The 21,737-nt window shown below is 72.0% G+C and carries 19 protein-coding genes and 1 tRNA gene; 6 read left to right on the top strand and 14 right to left on the bottom strand.

What is annotated here, in order from left to right:
* Window positions 1-37: 37 nt before the first annotated feature.
* Genes OG948_RS21985 through OG948_RS21975 form a run of 3 tightly spaced genes read right to left on the bottom strand, consistent with a single transcriptional unit; the run spans window position 38 to window position 3,652 of the window.
* Window positions 38-1,234 carry an alanine racemase gene (locus tag OG948_RS21985; RefSeq protein ID WP_406298171.1) on the bottom strand — a complete coding sequence of 399 codons (1,197 nt, stop codon included), beginning with the start codon at window positions 1,232-1,234 and terminating at the stop codon, window positions 38-40.
* Window positions 1,231-2,100: an IclR family transcriptional regulator gene (locus tag OG948_RS21980; protein ID WP_406298170.1), complete on the bottom strand. Its 870-nt coding sequence runs from the start codon at window positions 2,098-2,100 to the stop codon at window positions 1,231-1,233. Before OG948_RS21980 ends, OG948_RS21985 begins: the two co-directional genes overlap by 4 nt.
* A gap of 4 nt (window positions 2,101-2,104) precedes the next feature.
* Entirely contained in the window at window positions 2,105-3,652 is a 1,548-nt protein-coding gene (locus tag OG948_RS21975) for an amidohydrolase family protein (protein WP_406298169.1), read from the bottom strand.
* 340 nt (window positions 3,653-3,992) lie between these two features.
* Between OG948_RS21975 and OG948_RS21970 the strand changes: the two genes are divergently transcribed.
* The 5 genes from OG948_RS21970 to OG948_RS21950 all read left to right on the top strand — a co-directional run bounded on the left by OG948_RS21970 (window position 3,993) and on the right by OG948_RS21950 (window position 9,541).
* Window positions 3,993-5,285: an extracellular solute-binding protein gene (locus tag OG948_RS21970; RefSeq protein ID WP_406298168.1), complete on the top strand. Its 1,293-nt coding sequence runs from the start codon at window positions 3,993-3,995 to the stop codon at window positions 5,283-5,285.
* Between the two features lie 4 nt (window positions 5,286-5,289).
* Window positions 5,290-6,255, top strand: coding sequence for a carbohydrate ABC transporter permease (locus OG948_RS21965; protein WP_406298167.1), 966 nt, complete (start codon window positions 5,290-5,292; stop codon window positions 6,253-6,255).
* A 110-nt stretch (window positions 6,256-6,365) separates the two neighbouring features.
* On the top strand, window positions 6,366-7,196 hold the full coding sequence (locus tag OG948_RS21960) for a carbohydrate ABC transporter permease (RefSeq protein ID WP_406298166.1): 831 nt from the start codon (window positions 6,366-6,368) through the stop codon (window positions 7,194-7,196).
* Window positions 7,197-7,203: 7 nt separating this feature from the next.
* Complete coding sequence (locus OG948_RS21955; RefSeq protein ID WP_406298165.1) at window positions 7,204-8,847, top strand: beta-N-acetylhexosaminidase; 1,644 nt, start codon at window positions 7,204-7,206, stop codon at window positions 8,845-8,847.
* Window positions 8,848-9,097: 250 nt separating this feature from the next.
* Window positions 9,098-9,541: a nuclear transport factor 2 family protein gene (locus tag OG948_RS21950; RefSeq protein WP_406298164.1), complete on the top strand. Its 444-nt coding sequence runs from the start codon at window positions 9,098-9,100 to the stop codon at window positions 9,539-9,541.
* 165 nt (window positions 9,542-9,706) lie between these two features.
* On the opposite strand, the gene OG948_RS21945 is transcribed toward OG948_RS21950, so the two are convergent.
* From OG948_RS21945 to OG948_RS21930, 4 genes are all read right to left on the bottom strand, one after another.
* Window positions 9,707-10,741, bottom strand: a complete 1,035-nt coding sequence (locus OG948_RS21945; RefSeq protein ID WP_406298163.1) for an NUDIX hydrolase — start codon at window positions 10,739-10,741, stop codon at window positions 9,707-9,709.
* 411 nt (window positions 10,742-11,152) lie between these two features.
* Window positions 11,153-11,989 carry a DUF1932 domain-containing protein gene (locus tag OG948_RS21940; protein WP_406298162.1) on the bottom strand — a complete coding sequence of 279 codons (837 nt, stop codon included), beginning with the start codon at window positions 11,987-11,989 and terminating at the stop codon, window positions 11,153-11,155.
* The gene (locus tag OG948_RS21935; RefSeq protein ID WP_406298161.1) at window positions 11,986-12,438 is read right to left on the bottom strand and encodes a guanylate kinase; all 453 of its coding nucleotides are present in this window, start codon (window positions 12,436-12,438) and stop codon (window positions 11,986-11,988) included. Before OG948_RS21935 ends, OG948_RS21940 begins: the two co-directional genes overlap by 4 nt.
* Window positions 12,439-12,717: 279 nt before the next feature.
* A tRNA-Tyr gene (locus OG948_RS21930) sits at window positions 12,718-12,800 on the bottom strand.
* Between the two features lie 176 nt (window positions 12,801-12,976).
* On the opposite strand from OG948_RS21930, the gene OG948_RS21925 reads away from it, so the two are divergent.
* Window positions 12,977-13,465, top strand: a complete 489-nt coding sequence (locus OG948_RS21925) for a YajQ family cyclic di-GMP-binding protein (RefSeq protein WP_026217952.1) — start codon at window positions 12,977-12,979, stop codon at window positions 13,463-13,465.
* Window positions 13,466-13,691: 226 nt separating this feature from the next.
* On the opposite strand, the gene OG948_RS21920 is transcribed toward OG948_RS21925, so the two are convergent.
* From OG948_RS21920 to nuoK, 7 genes are all read right to left on the bottom strand, one after another.
* A complete protein-coding gene (locus OG948_RS21920) occupies window positions 13,692-14,672 on the bottom strand; it encodes a glycosyltransferase family 2 protein (RefSeq protein WP_406298160.1) in 981 nt (326 codons plus the stop codon).
* A gap of 214 nt (window positions 14,673-14,886) precedes the next feature.
* The gene (locus OG948_RS21915) at window positions 14,887-15,291 is read right to left on the bottom strand and encodes a YccF domain-containing protein (protein WP_406298159.1); all 405 of its coding nucleotides are present in this window, start codon (window positions 15,289-15,291) and stop codon (window positions 14,887-14,889) included.
* Between the two features lie 44 nt (window positions 15,292-15,335).
* Window positions 15,336-16,196 (bottom strand): zinc metalloprotease HtpX, encoded by an 861-nt coding sequence (htpX, locus tag OG948_RS21910; RefSeq protein WP_406298158.1) that lies wholly within the window; start codon window positions 16,194-16,196, stop codon window positions 15,336-15,338.
* A 169-nt stretch (window positions 16,197-16,365) separates the two neighbouring features.
* Window positions 16,366-17,952, bottom strand: coding sequence for an NADH-quinone oxidoreductase subunit N (locus OG948_RS21905; protein ID WP_406298157.1), 1,587 nt, complete (start codon window positions 17,950-17,952; stop codon window positions 16,366-16,368).
* Between the two features lies 1 nt (window position 17,953).
* Complete coding sequence (locus OG948_RS21900; protein WP_406298156.1) at window positions 17,954-19,465, bottom strand: NuoM family protein; 1,512 nt, start codon at window positions 19,463-19,465, stop codon at window positions 17,954-17,956.
* A gap of 52 nt (window positions 19,466-19,517) precedes the next feature.
* A complete protein-coding gene (locus tag OG948_RS21895; protein ID WP_406300315.1) occupies window positions 19,518-21,416 on the bottom strand; it encodes an NADH-quinone oxidoreductase subunit L in 1,899 nt (632 codons plus the stop codon).
* A complete protein-coding gene (nuoK, locus tag OG948_RS21890; RefSeq protein ID WP_406298155.1) occupies window positions 21,407-21,730 on the bottom strand; it encodes an NADH-quinone oxidoreductase subunit NuoK in 324 nt (107 codons plus the stop codon). Before nuoK ends, OG948_RS21895 begins: the two co-directional genes overlap by 10 nt.
* Window positions 21,731-21,737: the final 7 nt, after the last annotated feature.

The raw sequence follows: 21,737 nt of genomic DNA, 5'->3' as shown, positions 1-21,737 counted from the left end.
GGGTCGGGTCGCCGGCGCGGCGACCCGAGCGGTGGGCTCAGAAGTGGGTGTTCAGCACGTCCACGACCCGATGGTCGTCGTCCACCACCGGCACCGCGCGCCACTTGTCGAACGCCGTACAGGGGTGCGAGATACCCAGGCAGACCAGCTCGCCCGGGGCCATCGTGGTCCCGGCGAGGTCGACGTACGCGTGCTGGTCGTCCAGCTTGACCACGCGCGCCTCCCCCGCTTCGCGCATCGTCCCGTCCAGCGCGCGCACCCGCAGCGGAATCGGCAGGTCCTGGTCGAACGGCACGTCGCGGCGGCCCGCGCCGAGCACGGCCAGACCCGGCTCGGGCGCGGAGAGCACCTGTGCCCACACCTCCAGGGCGGCCGCGAGCGAGCCCTCCTCGGGGTGCCTGGCGAACGGCGTCACGCGCGTGTAGAAGCCGTCGTCGTGCGAGACGTAGGCGCCGCTGCGCAGGATGATCGTGCGGTCCGGCAGCGGCTTGCCCTCCGGCGCGAGCACGTCCACGACCGCGTCGAACCAGGCGCTGCCCCCCGCCGAGACGATCGGCGTCCCGGGCACCAGGTCGGCGATCGCGTCGGCCAGCCCGGCCAGTTCGCGCATCCAGTCCGCCACCGCCGCGGCGTCCGGCAGGCCGCCCTCGTAGCCGGCCACGCCCGCCACGGTCAGCCCCGGCACCTCGGCCGCGGCCCGGGCCAGCTCGACGCCCTCGGCGATGCCGCGGCAGCCGGTCCGCCCGCCCGGGCGACCCAGCTCGACCAGCACCGACAACTTCCCGCCGGGCACCGCCGCCAGCGCCCTCGCGGCGACCTCGACGCCGGCCCTGGAGTCCACGTAGAACAGCAGGTCCGGCCGGGTGGCGGCCCAGCGCAGCACCTTCTCGTCCAGCACCTCGTTGGCGATCAGGATCCTGGGCACCCGGAACCGGTGTGCGGCCAGCGCCTGGTTCGCGGTCGCCACGGTGATCCCCCAGGCGCCGGCGGCCAGTTGCTCGGCGAACAGTTCGGGCGACATGGTGGTCTTGCCGTGCGGCGCGAACAACACGCCGTGCCGCGCGGTGTACTCGCTCATCGTGGCCACGTTCGCGATCAGCGCGGACTTGCGCGCGACCATCACCGGCCACGTGAACGGACCGTCGAACAGGCTGTGTTCGGCGGCGCCGAGTTCGTCGTCGGTGAGTTCCTCATACGGCAGCCAGGTGCCTTTGGTGTACGAGTCGAGGGTCATCGGGTCGCTCCCAGGGTGCGCGATACACGGAGGGCCGCCCCCGCGACGGCGGGTCCCAGTTCGCGGACCCGCGCGGCGGTGACGCGGGACGTGAGACCGGAGACCGACAGCGCTCCGACCACGACGTCGTTGTGATCGAAGATAGGCGCCGCGACACAGCGCACCTCGGGCTCGTTCTCCCGATCGTCCACCGAGTAGCCCCGGTTGCGGATCCGGGCCAGTTCGGTACGCAGCAGCACCGGGTCGGTGAGGGTGCGGGCGGTGACGGTGGGCAGGCCCGCGTCGACCACCTGCGCGAACACTTCCTCGGGCAGCCAGGCGAGCATGGCCTTGCCCACGGCCGTGCAGTACATCGGCGCGCGGCTGCCGATCCGCGAGGCCATCCGCACGGCGGTCTCGTTCTCGACCTTGTCGATGTAGACGATGTGCGGCGCGTCCGGAACGCACAGGTGCACGGTGCCGCCCGCCTCGCGCATCAGCCGGTGCGCCTCCTCGGCGGCGGCGGTGCGCAGGTCGATGCCGGCCAGGTACGCCTGGCCGAGCGCGAGCGCGCCGGGGCCGAGCCGGAAGTGGCCGTGCCGGCGGTCCCGGGCGAGCAGCCCGGTGTCCAGGAGCGGCTGGGCCAGGCGCAGCACGGTGCTCTTGGACAGGCCGAGCGCGTCGGCGAGTTCGGTCAGGTTCAGGCCCTCGGCGCCCGCGTGGTCGCGGACCTCCTCCAGGACGGCGAGGGCGCGGCGCAGCGACGCGGACTGGTTGCGCGCCGCCGGCGGGCGGTCCTCGCCGCGCGGTCCGCCGCGGGTCTCGCCGCGGGGCTCGCTCGGCGACTCGTGGGCGCCGCGCTCGTGCTCGTGAGTGCTCACTGGCATGTCCTCAGGACGGTCCGACCGGGCGCCCGGGCGTGTTGCCCGTCAGGGCTCCGGACGAGAGTACGGGGACACCGGCCACCAGGACGTCGTCGATGCCGGCGGCGGGTCGGCGGGCGTCGCCGTAGTCGGCGAGGTCGGCCACCCGGGTCGGGTCGATCACCGCGATGTCGGCGGCCAGGCCGACCCGGAGCAGGCCCCGGTCGGTCAGCCCGAAGCGGCGGGCCGGGTGCGACGCGAGGTGCACGGCGGCCTGTTCCCAGGTCCAGTCGCCCAGTTCGACCACGTGTCGGGCGAGCAGTCGGGCGAACGCGCCCCAGCCGCGCGGGTGCGGGCTGCCGCCGATGTAGATGCCGTCGGAGCCGCCGACATGCGCGGGGTGGCGCAGCAGCGCGCGGACCGATTCGTCGCTGTTGGTCGGCGGCTGGTCGAACACGGCGCTCGCCACCAGGTCGGTGGCGATCAGCAGGTCGGCGCAGAATTCCGCGGGGCTCGCGCCGACCTCGGCGGCGGCGTCCACGAGGCGCCGGCCCTCGGCCCAGCGGAAGTCGGCGGCGGGCACGTGCGCGAGGGTGATCCGGGGCCACAGGGCCGGGTCCACCTCGTCGGCCAGGAGGCGTCGGGTGGCCGGTCGGGCCAGTGCGGCCACCACCTGGTCGGGATCGGGATCGTCCAGCGCGCGGGGCAGCGCGACCATCGCCAGGATGCTGCAGCCGCGCAGGTAGGGGTACGCGTCGTAGGTGAGGTCCAGGCCCTCGGACCGGGCCGCGTCCACCATCGCGATCAGTTCCTCGGCCGGGCCGTGGTAGTGCGAGACGTGGGTGGCCACGCCGGCCGCGCGGGCCACGTCGAGCATCTCGCGCATGGCCGGTCCGGCGGCGCCCTCGTAACCGCGCATGTGCGAGACGTGCGGCAGGCCGCGGGCCGCGACGGGGGCGAGCAGGGCGGCCAGCTCGGCGGTGTCCGCGTAGCGGCCGGGCACGTACTCCAGGCCGGTGGACAGGCCGCACGCGCCCTCGTCCAGGCCCTGTTCGACGGCCTTGGTCATCGCGGCCAGCTCGGCGGCGTCGGCGGGGCGCGCGGTGGGGCCGAGCGCGCTGTAGCGGACGGTGCCGTGCGGCACGAGGTAGGCGGTGTTGACCGCGGTGCTGCGGTCGTAGGTGTCGAGCAGGTCGGCGACCGAGACCGGACCTTCGCCCAGGCCGGGGTGGGTGCCGTTGATCGCCGCGAAGTAGCGGGTCGCGTAGGCCAGCGCGGCGGGGGTCGCGGGGGCGTAGGACAGGCCGTCCTGGCCGAGCACGAAGGTGGTCACGCCCTGGCGCAGCGCGGCGAGCTGGACGTCGGGGTCGAGCACGGCGGCATCGCCGTGCACGTGGGCGTCGACGAAGCCGGGCGCCACGTACCGGCCGCTCGCGTCGAGTTCGGTCGCGGCCCGGGCGCCGTCCAGGTGGCCGATCGCGGCGATCCGGTCGCCGGTGATCGCGACGTCGGCCCGGAAGGCGGGTGCGCCGGTGCCGTCGAGCACCTGCCCGCCGCGCAGCAGTACGTCGTACATGCGAGCCCTCCCTGCCCTTCGTGGTCCCTCGCGTCCGAGCCGGTAGGAACGGGCGGTGTCCTGCGGATGGCCGACGGATCGACCGAGCAGGGACGTTACGTGTCCGTGAGCGCTCGGTGCCACTTTCGCAGCACACCATTTTGCACTGCACAACGTTCGGCGGGACGCCTTGTCGGAACGCGGCGCCGCTTTCTAACGTCCCGCTCACGCCGCACCGGATGTTTCCCCCCTTGCGGCCCGTTCGTGTCGATTGATGCAGACGTCCAGACGTACAGGCCGACCCTCGGGTCGCGGCATCCCCGCGATCGCTCCGGCCTGCCTCGCCGCAGGAGGAATTGTCGTGAAGATCCGGAGTTTGGCCGCCGTCGCAGTGGCCGGCATCGCGCTGGCGGCGTGCGCGCCGGGCACGGCGTCCAAGTCCAAGTCCGCCGACGAACAGACCGGCACGCTCAAGGTGTGGCTGTACGACGAGGCGAACCGCGGGCCCAAGGAGAAGGTCGTCAACGCGGCCGTCGCCGAGTTCAAGGCCGCGCACCCGAAGGTGAACGTCGAGCTCGGCTACATACCCACCGACGCCGGCCCGCGCGCGGAGAAGATGAAGGGCGCGTTCAACGATCCGAACAGCGCGCCGGACGTGGTCGAGTTCGGCAACACCGACCTGTTCGGCTACGTCCAGGCCGGCGGTCTCGCGGACATCTCCGCCGACCTGGGCAACTGGTCCGAGGCGGGCGACCTGCCCAAGGACCTCAAGGACACCACGCTGGTCGACGGCAAGACCTACGGCCTGCCGTGGTGGCTGGGCCTGCGCTCGCTGTACTACCGCACGGACGTGTTCACCGAGCTCGGCCTGAAGCCGCCGACCTCGTACGCCGAGCTGGTCGACGCCGCGAAGAAGGTGCGCGCGGCCAAGCCGGACATGTTCGGCATCGCGGTCGGCGGCAAGTACACCTTCGGCGGTCTGCCCTTCCTGTGGGCCAACGGCGGCGACATCGCCACCCAGCAGGGTGGCAAGTACGCGGCCGCGATCGACTCGCCGCAGTCGCAGGCAGGCGTCAAGGCGTACACCGACCTGTTCTCCAAGGACATCTGTCCGCCCCAGCAGTGCGCCGACCTGACCGGCGGCAAGACGGTGGAGGCCTTCGCGGCCGGCACCGCGGGCATGGCGATCCTGCCCAACTCCTCGCGCAGCGCGGTCGAGGCGGGCGTGGCCAAGGGCAAGTACGCGGTGGTCCCGCTGCCGGGCAACGCCCCGGGTTCGATCGCGCCGGCCTTCTCCGGCGGCAACGACCTCGGCGTGATGAAGTCCTCGCAGCACCGCTCGCTCGCGGTCGACTTCATGAAGATCCTGGGCGGCAAGAAGTACCAGCTCCAGATGTTCGACGCGATGGGCAACCTGCCCACACTCGCCTCGGCGCGCGGCGACGTGGTGGCCAAGGACCCGTGGCTCAAGCCGTTCATCGACACCCTGAACGCGGGCACCAAGTTCGTGCCCAAGGACGCCGCGTGGGCCAAGATCGACTCGCAGTCCGTGGTGCCGACCATGTTCCAGAAGGTGGTCACCGGCAAGTCCGACGTCCCGGGGGCGACGGGCGAGGCCAAGACCGCGATCGACAACGCGTTCGCCGGGAAGTAGCACGGTGACCACGACCACCACGCCCGCGCGGGCGGACCGGCCGGCCTCGGCCCCGGTCCGCCCGCGCGGCGGCGCGAAGAAGACGAGGACCGGTCGGCGCCGCTCGTGGATGCCGCTGTGGCTGTTGCTGCCCTCCGCGGTCATCCTGATCCCGCTGTTCGGCTACCCGCTCTACCAGCTCGGCCTGCTCTCCTTCCTGAAGTTCGGGCAGCCGCAGGCCTCGGCGGGCGAGGTCGCGGAGTTCGTCGGCTTCGACAACTACTCGACCCTGCTGGGCGACGACCAGTTCTGGGACGTGCTGACCCAGACCGTGATCTTCGCGGCGGCCTGTGTGGTGGCCACCCTCGCGGTCGGCGCGGCGCTCGCGGTGCTGTTGACCCGGATCGGCAAGTGGCCGCGGCTGCTGCTGATGTTCGCCGCGCTCGGCGCGTGGGCGGCCCCGGCGATGACCGGCTCGACGGTGTGGATGTTCCTGTTCGACACCAACCTGGGCCTGGTCAACGAGGTCCTGGGCATGCAGGGCCACAACTGGTTCTACGACAAGTGGTCCGCGTTCGCGCTGGTCGGCGTCGTGGTGGTGTGGCACTCGTTCCCGTTCGTGATGATCTCGCTGTACGCGGGCATCGAGTCGATCCCGGTCTCGGTCCTGGAGGCCGCCCGGCTGGACGGCGCGTCCACCTGGACCACCTTCCGGCACGTGATGTTGCCGATCCTGCGGCCGATCCTGACCATCGTGGTGATCCAGTCGATCATCTGGGACTTCAAGGTCTTCACCCAGATCTACGTGATGACCGGGGGCGGCGGCATCGCCGGCCAGAACCTGGTGCTCAACGTGTACGCGTACCAGAAGGCGTTCGCGTCCTCGGACTACAGCCTGGGCGCGGCGATCGGCGTGCTGATGACGCTGATCCTGCTCGTCGTCACGGTCTTCTACATCCGCGCGCTGCGTCGCTCCGGGGAGGAGCTGTGAGCACTGTGTCCACTTCTTCGGGCCCCGCGGTCCCCGGGTCGGGCGCCGCCGTTCGACCCGACCGGCCGCGTCGCCCCGTCGGGCCGCGCCGTTCCAAGGGGAACCGGAAGGTGTCCCGGCGGATCGCCAACACGACCGCGATCGTGGTCGCGCTGCTGACGGTGTTCCCGCTCTACTGGATGGTGCTCTCCGCGATCAAGCCGGACGGCGAGATCAACTCGGTGAACCCGCGGCCGTGGACGTGGCATCCGACGCTGGACAACTTCCGCGACGCGTTCGGGGTCAGCGGCTTCGGCGGCTACTTCCTCAACAGCCTGATCGTGGCGACCGTGGTGGTCGTACTCTCCGGCCTGGTGTCGTTCCTGGCGGCGGTGGCGCTGACCCGGTTCAACTTCAAGTTCCGCACCACGATCCTGGTGATGTTCCTGGTCGCCCAGATGGTGCCGGTCGAGGCGCTGACCATCCCGCTGTTCTTCCTGGTCCGCGACATCGGCTCGGTGGCCCCCGGATTCGGGCTCAGCACGCTGGGCTCGCTGATGCTGGTCAACCTGGCCTTCTCGCTGCCGTTCGCGATCTGGATGTTGCGCGGCTTCGTCAAGGCGATCCCCGAATCGCTGGAGGAGGCCGCCCGGATCGACGGCGCGAACCGGTTCACCATCCTGTGGCGGATCCTGTTCCCGCTGGTGGCGCCCGGGCTCGCGGCCACGTCGGTGTTCTCGTTCATCACCGCGTGGAACGACTTCGTGTTCGCGAAGACCTTCATCCTGGACACCGACCACCAGACGCTGCCGGCGGCGCTGATGGTGTTCTTCAAGCCGGACGAGAACGACTGGGGCGGCATCATGGCCGCCTCCACCCTGATGACCATTCCGGTCCTGATCTTCTTCGTGCTGGTCCAGCGGCACCTGGTCTCGGGGCTCGGCGGAGCGGTGAAGGACTGATTCCTCCATGACCACCTCCTCGTCCTCCTCGACCGGCGCCTCCTCGTCGCCGTCGCCGGCGACGTCCGTGCTGCCGCGGCCGGCTCGGGTCGTCCCGGGCGCGGGCACGTTCACGCCCACCGCGACCACGGGTGTGACCCATCCGCCGGAACTGGCGGCCGAGGCCGCGTGGTTGCGCGGCGCGCTCGGCCCGGCGACCGGATGCCTCCTGGGGTCCGGTCCGGGCATCACGCTGCTGCTCGACCCGGACGCGCTGCCGGCCGAGGGGTACCGGTTGGAGGTCACCACGACGGCGGTCGAACTGCGCGGCGGCTCGGCGGCCGGGGTGTTCGCGGGTCTGCAGACGCTGCGCCAACTGCTCCCGGCGGACGCGTTCCGGCGCGCGCGGGTGGGCACGGCCGGGTGGTCGCTGCCGGTGTGCGTGATCGAGGACGAGCCGGCCTTCGCCTGGCGCGGGGTGATGCTGGACGTGGCCCGGCACTTCCTGCCCAAGCAGGACGTGTTGCGCTTCGTGGACCTGATGGCGGTGCACCGGTTGAACGTGCTGCACCTGCATCTGACCGACGACCAGGGCTGGCGGATCGAGGTTCCGGGGTGGCCGCGGCTGACCTCGGTGGGCGCGTGGCGCACGGGCAGCATGCGGGGATCGCGGCAGCACGAGATGTTCGACGAGCGTCCGCACGGCGGCTACTACACCGGTGCGGACCTGCGCGAGATCGTCGCGTACGCGGCCGATCGGCACATCACCGTGGTGCCCGAGATCGACCTGCCGGCGCACGTGCAGGCGGTGGCGGCGGCCTATCCGTCGCTCGGCGCGGTGCCGGTGGAGGGGGTGCGCACCCGGTGGGGCGGGTTGTCCGACGGGGTGCTCGCGCCGACCGAGGAGGCGCTGGGGTTCTGTCGCGACGTGCTGGCCGAGGTGTGCGCGATCTTCCCGTCCCGGTACGTGTGCGTGGGCGGCGACGAGGTGCCGACCGGGCCGTGGGAGCGGATGGGTCACCCCGATCCGGGCTCGCTCGGCGGCTGGTTCGTGGCCGAGTTGGCCAGGATGCTGGCCGCGCACGGGCGGCGGCTGTTCGGCTGGGACGAGGTCCTGGCGGGCGGCGCGGCGGTTCCGGCGGACGCGCTGATCGGCGGCTGGCGCGGCGAGCACGGCACGATCGCGGCGGCGCGGGCCGGATTCGAGGTGGTGGCGTGCCCGGACACCTCGGTGTACTTCGACTACCGGCAGGGCGAGGGCGCGGACGAGCCGATTCCGGTCGGGCCGTTGTTGACGTTGGCGGACGTGTACGCCTTCCGGCCGGTGCCCTCGGCGCTGACGGCCGAGGAGGGCGCGCGGGTGCTGGGCGGGCAGGCGCAGATCTGGACCGAGCACATGGACTCGGTCCGGCGGATCGACTACATGGCGTTCCCGAGGTTGTGCGCGTTCGCCGAGGCGGTGTGGTCGGGTCCCGGCGACTTCGCCGAGTTCACGGAGCGGTTGACGTCGGCGCACCTGGCTCGGCTGGACGCGCTGGGAGTGGAGTACCGGCCCTTGGCCGGGCCGCATCCGTGGCAGACCCGGCCGGACGCGATCGGGTGGCCTCGTGAGCGGGCGGATCGTGAGGCGGAGTTGTTGGAATTGACGAAGGACATTCGGCGGGGGGTTTGAGGCGGGGCGGGGTTCGAGCCGGAGCGGGGCGAGGGTTCGAGGCGGGGGCGGGGCGGGATCGAGGCATTCGGACCGAGACATCTGACGCCGCGTCAGCTACGGTCGGGCGGTCGGGCTGCGGTGGACTGCGGGTCGTGGTGTGTCGCGGGGCGCGACGGGCTGCGAGGCGCGGTGGGCTTCGGAACCCGGTGCGCCGTGGGTCGAGCCGTTGCCGTCGGTCGAAGCGTCGAGAGGTCGAGAGGTCGCCGTCATGTCGTCCGGATACCACGCGATTCCGAATCTGATCGGGCTGTACGCCGAGCGCATCGACGCCGGCGACTACGCGGGCGTGGGCGAGTTGTTCGCGCACGCGGTGATCACCGCCGAGGGTCGGGACCTGAAGGTGGCCGGGGCGGACGCGGCCCGGGCGATGTTCGAGGCGTGGACGCGCCGCTATCCCGACAACGGCACACCGCACACCCGGCACGTGACCACGAACCTGATCCTGGACGTGGACGACGACGCGGGCACCGGAACGTGCCGCAGCTACGTGACGGTCTTCCAGGCCCTTCCCGACTTCCCGCTCCAACCCGTCTTCACCGGCCGCTACCACGACACCTTCGAACGACCCGAGGGAACCTGGCGCTTCACCCGGCGCCACATGATCACCGACTACGTGGGCGACCTGAGCCGGCACCTGAACCAGTCGTTGTGACGGGCGGGGCGTGCCCCGACTCGTGGTGACGGGCCGAAGCGCGTCCGACGGGACCGGTCGTCCTGACGGAGCGAGATACGCCCCGACGGTCGGCCGATCACACCGGACCGCTGGTGGCCCCCTGCGGTTCCGACAGCCGGTGCGGGCCGCGCCCGCTCCTCGCGCCTACTCGAACGTGACGCCCTCGGGTGGTACGTCCACCCGGCTGTCGTCGTCGAGGATCGGGACGCCGAGGCGTTCGTGGGCGATGCGTTGGGCGGCCAGTGCCTGAGGCAGGCGCGCGTCGTAGCCGCCGCTGAGGAGTGCGGCGGCTCGGCGCGGGGTGACCAGGGCGCGGCTCCACGACCATCCCGTCGCCGGGTCGGGGGCTAGCGGACCGAGTGAGGCGATCCGGGCGGCGCTGCGGGACCTGACGTCGCCGCCGTCCGGGTCGGACAGATAGCCCACGTGGGTGGTCTTGCCCAGCACCGCGTTGGCCTCCTCGGCGACCTCGCGCGTCAGGGTCGCGAGCGCGTCCACGTCCTCCGGTTCGGCGCCGCCGCCGGGCAGCGCGTACCCGCCGTCCGGGTCACCGACCAGCAGGACCCGACCCTCCGGGTCGAACAGCCAGCCCGCCGCGCGGAGGACCGGGGCCCCGGCCGGGATCGGTTCGTCCTCGTGCCACACCCGCTCCTTGGCCGGCCGGTACTCGCGCCCGTCGACCACGTACAGACAGGCCCCCGACGCGTACGCCTCCAACGCCACCGACACCCGCCGCCGAGTCCGCCCCGCAAAGCGCGGCAGCGCCTGGTCGGGCGTGAGCACGTACACCGCGTGCGACCCGGCGGCGACCGGGACCAGTGCGGCGACCTGCTCGTCGGTCAGCGTCGGCCCGTCGAAGAGGAAGTCGAGCACGACCCGGCCGGACGCCCCGGCCCTCGAGGTGCACACCGCGAGCAATCGGCCGACGGTGAGGTCGAGAGCCAACACCTCCCGCACCGCACGTCGGGCGGCCTCGTGCGGGGCCTCCCCCGGCTCGGCCGTCCCACCCGGAAGGTCCAGTCCCGGCCTGTGACCGGGATCCAACACCACGAGCCCACCGTGCCGATCGCGCAGCACCACGGACGCGACCACCGGCATCCCCGGCACCCCCGGCATCCCCGGGAAGGTCGCGTGGTGGTCGATCGGTCCCTGGGATACCGGTTCGTCGTTACCGCTCACGCTCATCCGCTCCCCCGCCGCGTCCGTCGTAGTCGTGGCTCCATCCTGGCCGACGATCGCATGTACCGAATTTCGGGGCCTGCATGCGGGGCCGAACGCGGCGGGCGAACGCGGCGGGCGAACGCGCGGCGGATGGGCGGGTCCGATGCGCGGGTTCGGCGCGGGGGCCGGACGCGGGGACCCGGAGCCGGGGCCGGGAGCCGGGGCCGGGGCCGGGAGCCGGGCGCCGGAGCCGGAGCCGGGAGCCGGGAGCCGGGCGCCGGAGCCGGAGCCGGGCGCCGGAGCCGGAGCCGGGCGCCGGAGCCGGAGCCGGGCGCCGGAGCCGGGCGCCGGAGCCGGGCGCCGGAGCCGGAGCCGGGCGCCGGAGCCGGGGCCGGGGCCGGGCACCGGAGTCAGGCGCGGATGCCGCCGCTACGGTGTGTCGCGCAGCATCTCGATGGCCTCGGTCGGGTCGAGCCCGGTGTCCTTCGCGGGCGCCCACCGCGCGAGGACATCGGCGGCGCCGAGGGCCATCTCGGCGGGCAGGCCGACGGCCGTCAGGGCCGCGGCGACCTCTCTCATCTCCGGCTCCCAGCGCCAGGCCTTGGCGGCGGCGTCCGCGATGTAGTCCGGCTCCGCGAGATGCCGCGTGGAGTGATCCCGGGCAATGTCGAGCAGCTCCGCCCCGACGCCGTATTCGCTCGCCATCGCATGTGCCACGGCGGCGAGCGCCCTGCTCGCCTTCTGATAGCTCGCGAACGACAACTTCAGCCCGGACGCCTGCCCGATCCCGCCGGGCAGGCCTCGCACCCGCACCCTCGTGTCGGCGAACAACTCGGCGACACGAGCCACCTCGTCGCCCGCACCGGACAGGTAGAGGCGGGGAGACCGGGTCGGCGAAGGCGGAGACCCGACCACACCTCCATCGACAACGGCGGCGCCGCCCGCGGCAAGCAGCGCGGCCATGCGCCCCATCCGCTCCGGGCTCACCGCGTTCGCCTCCATGTACAACCCGGCGTACCGCCGCTCGGCGACCGAACGGGCAACCGCCTCCGCCGCGGCGGGAGGGCACAGCGAGATCACACAGGCACTGCGATCGAGCAACTCGTCGAGCTCCTCGACGGGTTCGAGGCCGAACCTCTCCGCGCGCGCCGCGGTCGCCGCACCACGACCCGTGGGACACCACAACACGGTGATCCCGCGGCCGGTCAACTCCCCCGCCACCGCCGCGCCCATGCTGCCCGGATGAAGAATTCCGATCGTGGTCATGTGGCCCCTCGAAGCAGGTGGGTCGGGGTGAATCGATCCGGCGCCCGGTCACGCACAGCCTGCCGGATCAGCGCCGCGGACTCGTCCGGCGACGTCCGGTCGGTCCGCACGATCACGGACCACGGCACCTCGCGATGCGCCTCCAGATCGGCGTACGTCTCCGCCCAGACCCGCAACCGGGCATCACCGTCGACATCACCCCGACCGGCCGAACGCTCGGCGGTGACATCCCGCGAACACCACAACAAAACCCGCGTCCAGTGCACCGGATACGCCGCGAGCGCGAAGACCGCCTCGACCTGTCCGACGTGCACCACGGGAACACACCCGCGCGCCGTAAGCCGATCGAGCTCGGGTACGTCCGTCGCGTACTCCGCCCCGTAACGCCGGTTGCCGTGCACGATCAACCCGTCCCGCCGCAACCCCGCCAACACCCGCGAGTCCGTCATGCGATACCCGGACGAACGCCCCGGCCCGGCCTTCAACCGCCGGAACTGAACAAACGCCCGGTCCACCCGCGACAAAGCCGCCGTGACCGTGTCCTTCCCGGCCGCCGGCGGCCCATAAAGAACCACAGCCCCCGAGGTCACCGCCACCCTCCCCACCCACAACCCACGAGCGAAGTATGCCGCCGCCCCACCCGCCCACCACCCACCGAACGAACGACCCCGCACACGACAAAGGCCCCCGGCCAGCGTTTCCGCTGATCAGGGGCCTTCGTTTCGATGTGGCGGGTGTTGGGTTCGAACCAACGTAGGCATACACCGGCAGATTTACAGTCTGCTCCCTTTGGCCACTCGGGCAACCCGCCGTGTGCGCCTTGCGGCGCGACGGGACAACAATAGCGGACCACCCGGGGTGCTTCGCCACTCGGTATCGGATCGGGCGGGGTGGGGCGCGGTCGGAGTCCGGGTCGTGGGGGACGCTCTAGGCTGGAGGGGTTGCCTTCCCTCTCACTTCAGATCCCACAGAAAGCGATTCCGAGCCTTGGCTGACTCCTCTTTCGACATCGTGTCCAAGGTCGACCGTCAGGAGGTCGACAACGCGCTGAACCAGACCTCGAAGGAGATCGCGCAGCGGTTCGACTTCAAGAACGTCGGCGCGCACATCGGCTGGACCGGCGAGCAGATCGAGATGCGCGCCAACTCCGAGGAGCGCGTGAACGCGATCCTCGACGTGTTCCAGGGCAAGCTGATCAAGCGCAGCATCTCGCTCAAGTCGCTCGACGCCGGGGAGCCGAAGGCTTCCGGCAAGGAGTACAAGATCTTCGCGTCGATCCAGGAGGGCATCTCCCAGGAGAACGCGAAGAAGGTCTCCAAGATCATCCGCGACGAGGGGCCCAAGGGCGTCAAGGCGCAGATCCAGGGTGAGGAGCTGCGCGTCTCGTCCAAGAACCGGGACGACCTCCAGGAGGTCATCGCGCTGCTCAAGGGCAAGGACCTGGACTTCGCGCTGCAGTTCGTGAACTACCGCTGACCGAGGCCGCCACCCCGCGGCGGCGGGATCGTGGCGGGCCCGGTGGGTGACGGGTCGAGGGCACAGCGAGGGCGGATCGCCGGTCGGACCCGGCCGGTGGATCCACCGCCCTCGCTGTGCCCGTTTTCGTGCCCTTTTTGCGCGGCCGTGGGGGACGGTGTCCGGGTGCCGCGTGCCGCGTGCCGGGTGCCGCCTGCCGCGATCGGCCTCCCGAGCCGGAACCGCCCTACTGCTGCACGCGCTCCACCAGGGGCCCGCACGCGTCGATCGTCGGGGTGTGGGCGCCGGTCAGGACGGCGGACAAGCGGGTGGGTACGGCGTCCTCCTCCAGTCGGCCGGTGAAGCCCGCGTGCAGGACGCGCAGGGCGTCCTCGTAGGCGAACGGGGCCAGGTGGGCGCCGGTGGACAGTTGTTCCCGAGCGATCGCGAACATGGTCAAAGCGTGTCGGCGGAAGCGCGCGACGCGGCCGGTGGGTGGGACCGGCCAGCGGGCGATGATCGTGCGGTAGGTGTCCTCGTACCGGCCCAGTGAGTCGAGTTGGGCCGCCGCGCCGCCGGACAGGCTGGAGTCGGCGGGTTCCCGGTGGTAGACCACGCCGGGCTCGGACAGCCGGGCGAACGACCAGCCCCGATCGTGCACCAGCCGCAACCACAACGACCAGTCGACCAGGAGGGGCAACTCCGGGTCGAAGCGGAACCACGACGCGGGCGCGGTGTGCGCGGGATTGCGGGCGACCACGGCGGTGGTCGGCACGAAGTTGGCCACCGAGAGCATGTCCGGGTCGTACGGGAAGTCGTAGCGGTACGGGCTGCCCGGCGTCTCGCCCGGCGCCGCCCGGTCGCCGCTGAGGATGCAGTCCGCGTACACGGCGTCGGAGCCGGTGCGCTCCAGTGCGGCCAGGGCCCGGTCGAGATGGCCGGGCAGGTACATGTCGTCGTCGTCGAGGAAGGCGACGAACCGCCCCGTGGCGATCTCCAGACCGGCGTTGCGCGCCGCCGCCGGGCCGCGCGAGCGCGGGAAGGAGAGCAACCGCACGGTCATCCCCCGCACGCCCAGCGGCAGCACGCCCGCCACGTCCGCGCCGCCGTCGTTGACCACGACGACCTCGATGTCCCGCGTGCCCTGGAGGGCCACGCTGCGCAGGGCATCGGCCAGCAGGGCCGTGCGGTCGCGGGTCGGAACGATGACACTGACCGTCGCCGCCACGGCAACCTCCGCGCTTCCCGGTGTGGGTCTGCTTCCCGGTGTGGGTGTCTTCTCCGTCTACCCGGGCCTACCGGGACATATCGACACACCGGGAGCGCGGCTGGAGCGGTTGGCTCCGGTCTCCCTCGTACGAGACCACACGATTGGCCTGTCCGGGCTCAGCGACCACCCGATGGGCGATCGCCGAGGCCCGAACCCGCGCGAACCGACCCGCTCAGACGCCCACGTGCATCGGGTCGTCGGTCGAGACGATCTCGCGGCCCAGCGGAGTCAGCGACACCGGGATCAGCTTGAAGTTCGCCAGCCCGAGCGGGATGCCGATGATGGTGATGCACAGGACGACGCCGGTGAACAGGTGCATGATCGCCAGCCACCAGCCGAACAGCACGATCCACAGGATGTTGCCGAGCATCGACCCGGCGCCGGCGTCGCGACGCCATTCCACCCGGCGGCCGAACGGCCACAGCGCGTACGCCGCGATCCGCCAGGACGCGATGCCCAGCGGGATGGTGACGACGAGGAAGAACAACAGAAAGCAGACGATGCCGGCGATGGCGTAGCCGATGGCCAGCCACAGGCCGGAGAACACGAGCCAAATGATGTTCAGGACAGTTTTCACGGACTTGTTCTACCCCGGCCCGCAAGCCCGATGCCGGCCCCGCCTCAGTGCCCCGCCATCGCCTCGAGCCGCGCGATCCGGTCCGCCATCGGCGGATGCGTCGAGAACAGCTTGCTCATCCCGCCCGCGCCCCGGCGGAACGGGTTGGCGATCATCAGCGAGCTGGTGGTCTGCAGCTTCGGCTCCGGCGGCAGCGGCAGCGCCTGCGTGCCCGCGTCCAGCTTGCGCAGCGCGCTCGCGAGCGCCATCGGGTCTCCGGTGAGGCGAGCCCCGGAGGCGTCCGCCTGATATTCACGCGAACGACTGACCGCCAACTGGATGACACCGGCCGCCAGCGGACCCAGGATCATGATGGCCAGCATCCCGAACAGACCCGGCCCCTCGTCGTCGTTGCTGCGGCCGAACGGGATCAGCCAGGCGAAGTTGACCAGGAACATGATCACACTGGCCAGCGCACCGGCCACCGACGAGATCAGGATGTCCCGGTTGTAGACGTGCGACAGCTCGTGTCCGAGCACCCCGCGCAGCTCGCGCGCGTCCAGGATGCGCAGGATGCCGGTCGTACAGCACACCGCCGCGTTGCGCGGGTTGCGGCCGGTGGCGAACGCGTTCGGCGCCTCGGTGGGCGAGATGTACAGGCGCGGCATCGGCTGCCGGGCGTCGTTGGAGAGCTCGCGCACGATCCGGTACAGCTCGGGGTTCTCCGCCTCGCCGACCGGTCGCGCGCGCATCGAGCGCAGCGCGATCTTGTCGCTGTTGAAGTAGGCGTAGCCGTTCGTGGCCAGGGCCACGAACAGGGCGATGATCAACCCGGTCCGACCGAAGAAGCTGCCGACGACCAGGATGAGCGCCGACATGCCGCCGAGCAGTACGGCGGTCTTCAGTCCGTTGTGCTGGCCGTGCACGGCAGAGTCCTCTCGCAAGCGTCCCAGGGGTGACAATGCGGGTCCGTGCGGGGTATCCGCCGGCTTGTCGCCCTCTGCCCGTTGTCTCTTCCTTCGCAACGGGACAACGCCTCGCAGAGTTCCCTCCCGAGGCGGGCGTAACCCCCCGCTCCGGGACCGGAACCGCAGGTCAGCCGAGTAGACCCGGCACGGTGAGCACGTGCAGCACGAGCTGTGGCGCGACCGAGAGCAGCACCCCGAGCGCCCCCGTGAGCACCAGCGCGGCGACCAATGGAGCCGGCGTTCGACCACCCTCGACACCGCCGGGCGAGCCGGCCGAGCCCGCCGCACCCTCCGCGCCGCCCGTGCCCGCCGAGCCCTCCGCGCCCCCGATCGCGCCCGGCACCCCGGGGGCCGCGGGAGCGAACAACTGCGCCGTCCAGGCCAGGTAGTAGTACAGCCCGATCACCACGTTGACCGCCATCACCACCGCGAGCCACCCGGTGCCGGAGTCGATCACCGCCTGGAACACGGTCACCTTCGCGAACAGCCCGGCCAACCCCGGCGGGATGCCCGCCAGACACAGCAGGAAGAAGGCCATCGCCGCGGCGCCGACCGGGCGCGACCGGAACAGCGCGCGGTGGTCGGAGACCAGCCCGCCGCGCTCGCGGGCCACCAGCGTCACCACCGCGAACGCGCCCAGGTTCATCACCGCGTACACCGCGAGGTAGGCGACCGCCGCGGGCAGCGTGTCGGCCAGGTCCTCGCCGTGTCCGGCGGCGGTTCCGAACGGGACCAGTACGTAGCCCGACTGGGCGATCGAGGACCACGCCAGCAGCCGCACCGCGTCGGTCTGCCGCAGCGCGGCCAGGTTGCCCGCGGTCATCGTCACCGCGGCGAGCACCGCCATGGCCGGACCCCAGATGTGCACGTACGGCCGGAACGCGATGCCGGCGACCAGGAGCAGTCCGGCGAACCCGGCGGTCTTGGAGACCACCGACAGGTAGGCGGCCACCGGGATCGGCGCGCCGCGATAGGTGTCCGGCACCCACGAGTGGAACGGCACCGCCGCGACCTTGAACGCGAAGCCGACCATGGTCAGTACCGCGCCGGTCGCGGCCACCTTGGTCAGCCGCGGGTCCAGATGCTCCAGGTCGCCCGCGATCCTGGCCAGGTGCACGCTGCCGGTGCTCCCGTAGACCAGGCTCACGCCGAACAGCATTACCGCCGTGGCGGCCACGGACAGCAGGAAGAACTTCAGCGCGGCCTCGCCGCCCCGGCCGTCCCGACGCAGGCCGACCAGCGCGAACGCGGGCAGCGACAACGTCTCCAGGGCCACCACCAGGGTGAGCAGGTCGCGCGCGCCGGCCAGCGCGACCGCGCCGGTCACCGAGGACAGCAGCAGGAAGTGGTACTCGCCGCCGGGCACCTCGCCCTCGTCGCCGTCCGCGCTCGGGTGGGTCATCGGCATCGACAGCAGCACGACCACGAACGCCGAGCCGAGCAGCACCAGTTGCAGCACCATGGTCAGGTCGGTGACCACGTACGAGCAGCCCGACGGCGAGCAGAAGGTGCCGCGCGCGTTGTCGTCCGCGGCGCGCAGCGGCAACAACAGCACCAGCGCGGCGCCGAGTCCGGCCAGGGTGAGCCAGGGCAGCGCGGCCTTGCGCGCCCCCTCCAGGAACAGGTCCGCGAGCAGCACCACGAGGGCGGCGACCGCGACGGCGACCACCGGCCCGATCGCGAGCCAGTCGATCGACTGGACGTCGAACGGCATGTCAGCTGCCTCCCATGAGGGCACGCACGGCCGGGTCGGTGATCGCGAGCACGGTGGCCGGCCACAGTCCGGCAAGCAGGGTCAGCGCGACGAGCGGGGTCCACACCACGACTTCACGACCGGTCACGTCCACCTCGGGCCGCCCGGTCGGGGCCTCGCCCGCCGGGCCCATGCACAATCGGCGGACCAGGCCGAGCATGTAGGCCGCGGTCAGCACGGTGCCCAGGCCGGCCAGGACCAGGAAGGTCCGGTAGCCGCCGGTGGACAACCCGGCCGCGGGCTCGTACGCGCCGTACATCGCGAGCAGTTCGCCCCAGAAGCCGGCCAGCCCGGGCAGCCCGAGCCCGGCCACCGCGCCGAACGCCACGAGTGCGCCCAGTCGCGGGGTCCGCCCGTACATCCCGCCCCCGAGTCGGCCCAGCAGCGCGGTGCCGTGCCGGTCCTTGACCGCGCCGGCCAGGAAGAACAGCAGGCCGGTGATCAGGCCGTGGCCGATGTTGACGAACAACGCGCCGTTGATCCCCTGTGGGGTCAGGGTCGCGATGCCCAGCAGCGCGAAGCCCATGTGGCCCACCGACGAGTAGGCGATGATGCGCTTGAGGTCGCCGTCCGGGTCGCGCAGCAGGGCCAGACACACCAGCGAGCCGTAGACGATGCCCACCACGCCGAACGCGGCCAGATACGGCGCGAACGTCTCGGCGCCCTCCGGCAACATCGGCACCGCGATCCGGATCAGGCCGTACGTGCCCATCTTGAGCAGCACGCCGGCCAGCAGCACCGAGCCCGCCGTCGGCGCGGCGGTGTGCGCGTCGGGCAGCCAGGTGTGCAGCGGCCACATCGGCACCTTGACCGCCAGACCCAGGCCGATCGCCAGGAACGCGAGCACCTGGACGCCGTGCGACATGCCCGCGCCGTGCCGTTCGGCGAGCTCGACCATGTCGAAGGTGCCGGTCTTCGCCTGGATCAGCAGGAAGCCGAGCAGCATCACGGCCGATCCGAGCAGGGTGTACAGGATGAACTTGTACGAGGCGGGGCCGCGCTCGCCCGGACTCCCCCAGCGGTTGATGAGGAAGTACATCGGGACCAGCACGACCTCGAAGAACAGGAAGAACAGGATCAGGTCGAGCGCCGCGAAGGTGCCCAGCGTGCCGGTCTCCAGGAGCAGGAACAGCGCCACGAACGCCCGTGAGTCGCCGCCGGGCGGAATGTTCCACAGGCTGTGCACGGCGACCAGCAGCGTGAGCAGCGCGGTGAGCAGGAGCAGCGGCAGCGAGATGCCGTCGATGCCCAGGTGGAAGCGCAGGCCCAGCGAGGGTGCCCAGGACACGTCGGTCTCGAACTGCATGCCGCGCCCGCGGTCGAACCCGCACGCGAGCACAACGGCGCCGACCAGGGTCGCCGCGCTCGCGGCGACGCCGATCAGCCGGGCCGCGCGATCACCGACCCCGGGCAGCAGGAGCAGGGCGGCGCCGAGCAGCGGCGCGGCCACGACGAGGATCAGCACGACGCTCACCGCGAGGTCTCCTGGGCATGAGGGGGCGTCGGGGGCAACGGTCGACGGCGCGTCACGAGCCCACCGCCACCGCGACGGCGAGCACGACCACGCCCGCGAACAGGCCGGTCAGATACAGCCGGACGTTGCCGTTCTGGCCTCGCCGGATTCCGCCGCCGAGCAGCCACGCGCTCTGTGCGGCGCCCTTGACGTAGGTGTCGACGACGGCCCCGTCGGTGAACCGGGACGCCTTGGCGGCGAGTCGGACGGGGGTCAGGACCAGCGCCGCGTACAGCCCGTCCACGTCGAACCCGCGCAGTGCCGGACCGCGCAGCGGACCCAGCGCGCGGGCCGGATCGGCGACCGGGTCGCGCCGCCACAGCGCGGCGACCGAGCCGACCCCGAGCCCGAGCGCGATCAGGGCGAGCACCGTGGTCAGCGGGTTCGGGGTCAGTTCGGCATAGCCCAGGTCGCTGCCCAGGGGCGGCAGGCCCGGGAAGGCCACGAAGCCGAACAGCACGGTGGGCACCGTGAGCACGATCAGCGGCCACACCATCGCGGCGGGCGCCTCGCCCGGGTGCGTGGGCTCGCCGTAGTCCGCCGCGTCCGCGTGCGCGGGCACCTCCGCGCCGGGCGCCGCCTCGCGCACCGGCCCGAGGAACACCCGCAGCCATACCCGGGTCGCGTAGGCCGCGGTCAGCACCGCGGTGAGCAGCCCGGCCACCAGGACCAGCCAGCCGGCCACCTGCGGTACCGAGCCGTGGCCGGCGGCGGTGTGCTCGGCCGCGCCGAGCACCGCCTCCTTGCTGAAGAAGCCGGAGAACGGCGGCACACCCGCGAGCGCGGCGAGCCCGGCGGTCATCGTCCAGAACGCGATCGGCGCGCGGTGCCGCAGCCCGCCCATGCCGGCCAGCGCACCGGTTCCGGCGACGTGGATGGCCACCCCGGCGCCGAGGAAGAGCAGCGCCTTGAACGCGCCGTGCGAGAGCAGGTGGAACACCGCCGCGTCGCGCCCGCCGACCGCGAGCCCGCCGGTCATGTAGGCGAGTTGGCCGACCGTCGACCACGCGAGCACCCGCTTGAGGTCCTCCTGGGCGAGCGCGGCCAGCGCGGAGCCGATCATCGTCACCGCGGCGAGCACCGCGAGCACGATCAGCGTCGCGTGCGCGGCCAGGAAGGCCGGGTACAGGCGGGCCACCAGGTAGGCGCCGGCGGCGACCATGGTGGCCGCGTGGATCAGCGCGGACACCGGGGTCGGGCCGGCCATCGCGTCCGGCAGCCAGGTCTGCAGCGGTACCTGCGCGGACTTGCCCGCGACGCCGCCCAACAGCAGCAGGGTGCCCGCGGTCACCCACCCGGCGCCGCCCTCGGGCACGGCGGCGAGCACGTCCCGGATCCGGAACGAGTCGGCGCCCACGGCGAGCACGAGGATGCCGATCAGGAACGGCACGTCGCCGAGCTTGGTGACCACGAACGCCTTGATCGAGGCGGAGCGGGCCGCCTCGGTCTCCCAGTGGTGGCCGATCAGGAAGTACGAGCAGACGCCCATCACCTCCCAGCCGACCAGGAGCACGATCAGGTCGCCGGTGAACACCACGAGCAGCATCGCCGCGGTGAACAGCGACACCAGCGCCGCGTAGGACGAGTAGCGCGGGTCCTCGCGCAGGTAGGCGGCCGAGTAGACCTGCACCAGCAGCGCGACCACGGTGACCAGCACCGCGGACATCGCGGCGAGTCCGTCCACCTGTAGCCCCAGGGTGATGTCCAGGGCGCCGGTGGGGGTCAGCCGCACCGCCGATTCGCGCGTGTCGTCGCCGATGCCGGCGGCCACGACGATCGCGAGCACGGTCGCGACCAGGGCCGCGGGTACGGCGAACAGGACCGGGCGCACCCGGCGCCCGAGGAACAGCCCGAGCAGGGCCGCGAGCGCGGGCAGGCCGGTGGCCGTCGCGGCGGCGACCGTCATACCGATCCCTCCTTGTGCTCGGCGAGCTCGCGCAGTTCGGGAACGTCGGTGGTGGCCCGGTTGCGGAACACCATCAGCACGATGGCCAGCCCGAGACCGATCTCGGCTGCGGCGATGGTGATCACGAACAGGGTCAGCGCCTGACCGGCGTGCAGCGTGTCGCGCAGATACATGTCGAACGCGACCAGGTTGATGTTGACGGCGTTGAGCATCAGCTCGATCGACATCAGCACGAGGATCGCGTTGCGGCGCGCGATCACCCCGTAGAGCCCGATGCCGAACAGCAGGACGGCGAGGACGAGCGGATAGACCAGATGCATCGCGGGG

Origin of the sequence: Embleya sp. NBC_00888 (assembly GCF_045207655.1) — a bacterium.
Classification (GTDB): domain Bacteria; phylum Actinomycetota; class Actinomycetes; order Streptomycetales; family Streptomycetaceae; genus Embleya.
Note: the sequence above shows the minus strand (reverse complement) of the source record. Positions and strands in the feature narration are given on the sequence as shown.

Coding starts and splice junctions, on each gene's coding strand:
- OG948_RS21985 (WP_406298171.1), bottom strand. CDS start 1,234: ATGACCCTCGACTCGTACACCAAAGGCACCTGGCTGCCGTATGAGGAA.
- OG948_RS21980 (WP_406298170.1), bottom strand. CDS start 2,100: ATGCCAGTGAGCACTCACGAGCACGAGCGCGGCGCCCACGAGTCGCCG.
- OG948_RS21975 (WP_406298169.1), bottom strand. CDS start 3,652: ATGTACGACGTACTGCTGCGCGGCGGGCAGGTGCTCGACGGCACCGGC.
- OG948_RS21955 (WP_406298165.1), top strand. CDS start 7,204: ATGACCACCTCCTCGTCCTCCTCGACCGGCGCCTCCTCGTCGCCGTCG.
- OG948_RS21950 (WP_406298164.1), top strand. CDS start 9,098: ATGTCGTCCGGATACCACGCGATTCCGAATCTGATCGGGCTGTACGCC.
- OG948_RS21940 (WP_406298162.1), bottom strand. CDS start 11,989: ATGACCACGATCGGAATTCTTCATCCGGGCAGCATGGGCGCGGCGGTG.
- OG948_RS21935 (WP_406298161.1), bottom strand. CDS start 12,438: ATGACGGACTCGCGGGTGTTGGCGGGGTTGCGGCGGGACGGGTTGATC.
- OG948_RS21905 (WP_406298157.1), bottom strand. CDS start 17,952: ATGCCGTTCGACGTCCAGTCGATCGACTGGCTCGCGATCGGGCCGGTG.
- nuoK (WP_406298155.1), bottom strand. CDS start 21,730: ATGCATCTGGTCTATCCGCTCGTCCTCGCCGTCCTGCTGTTCGGCATC.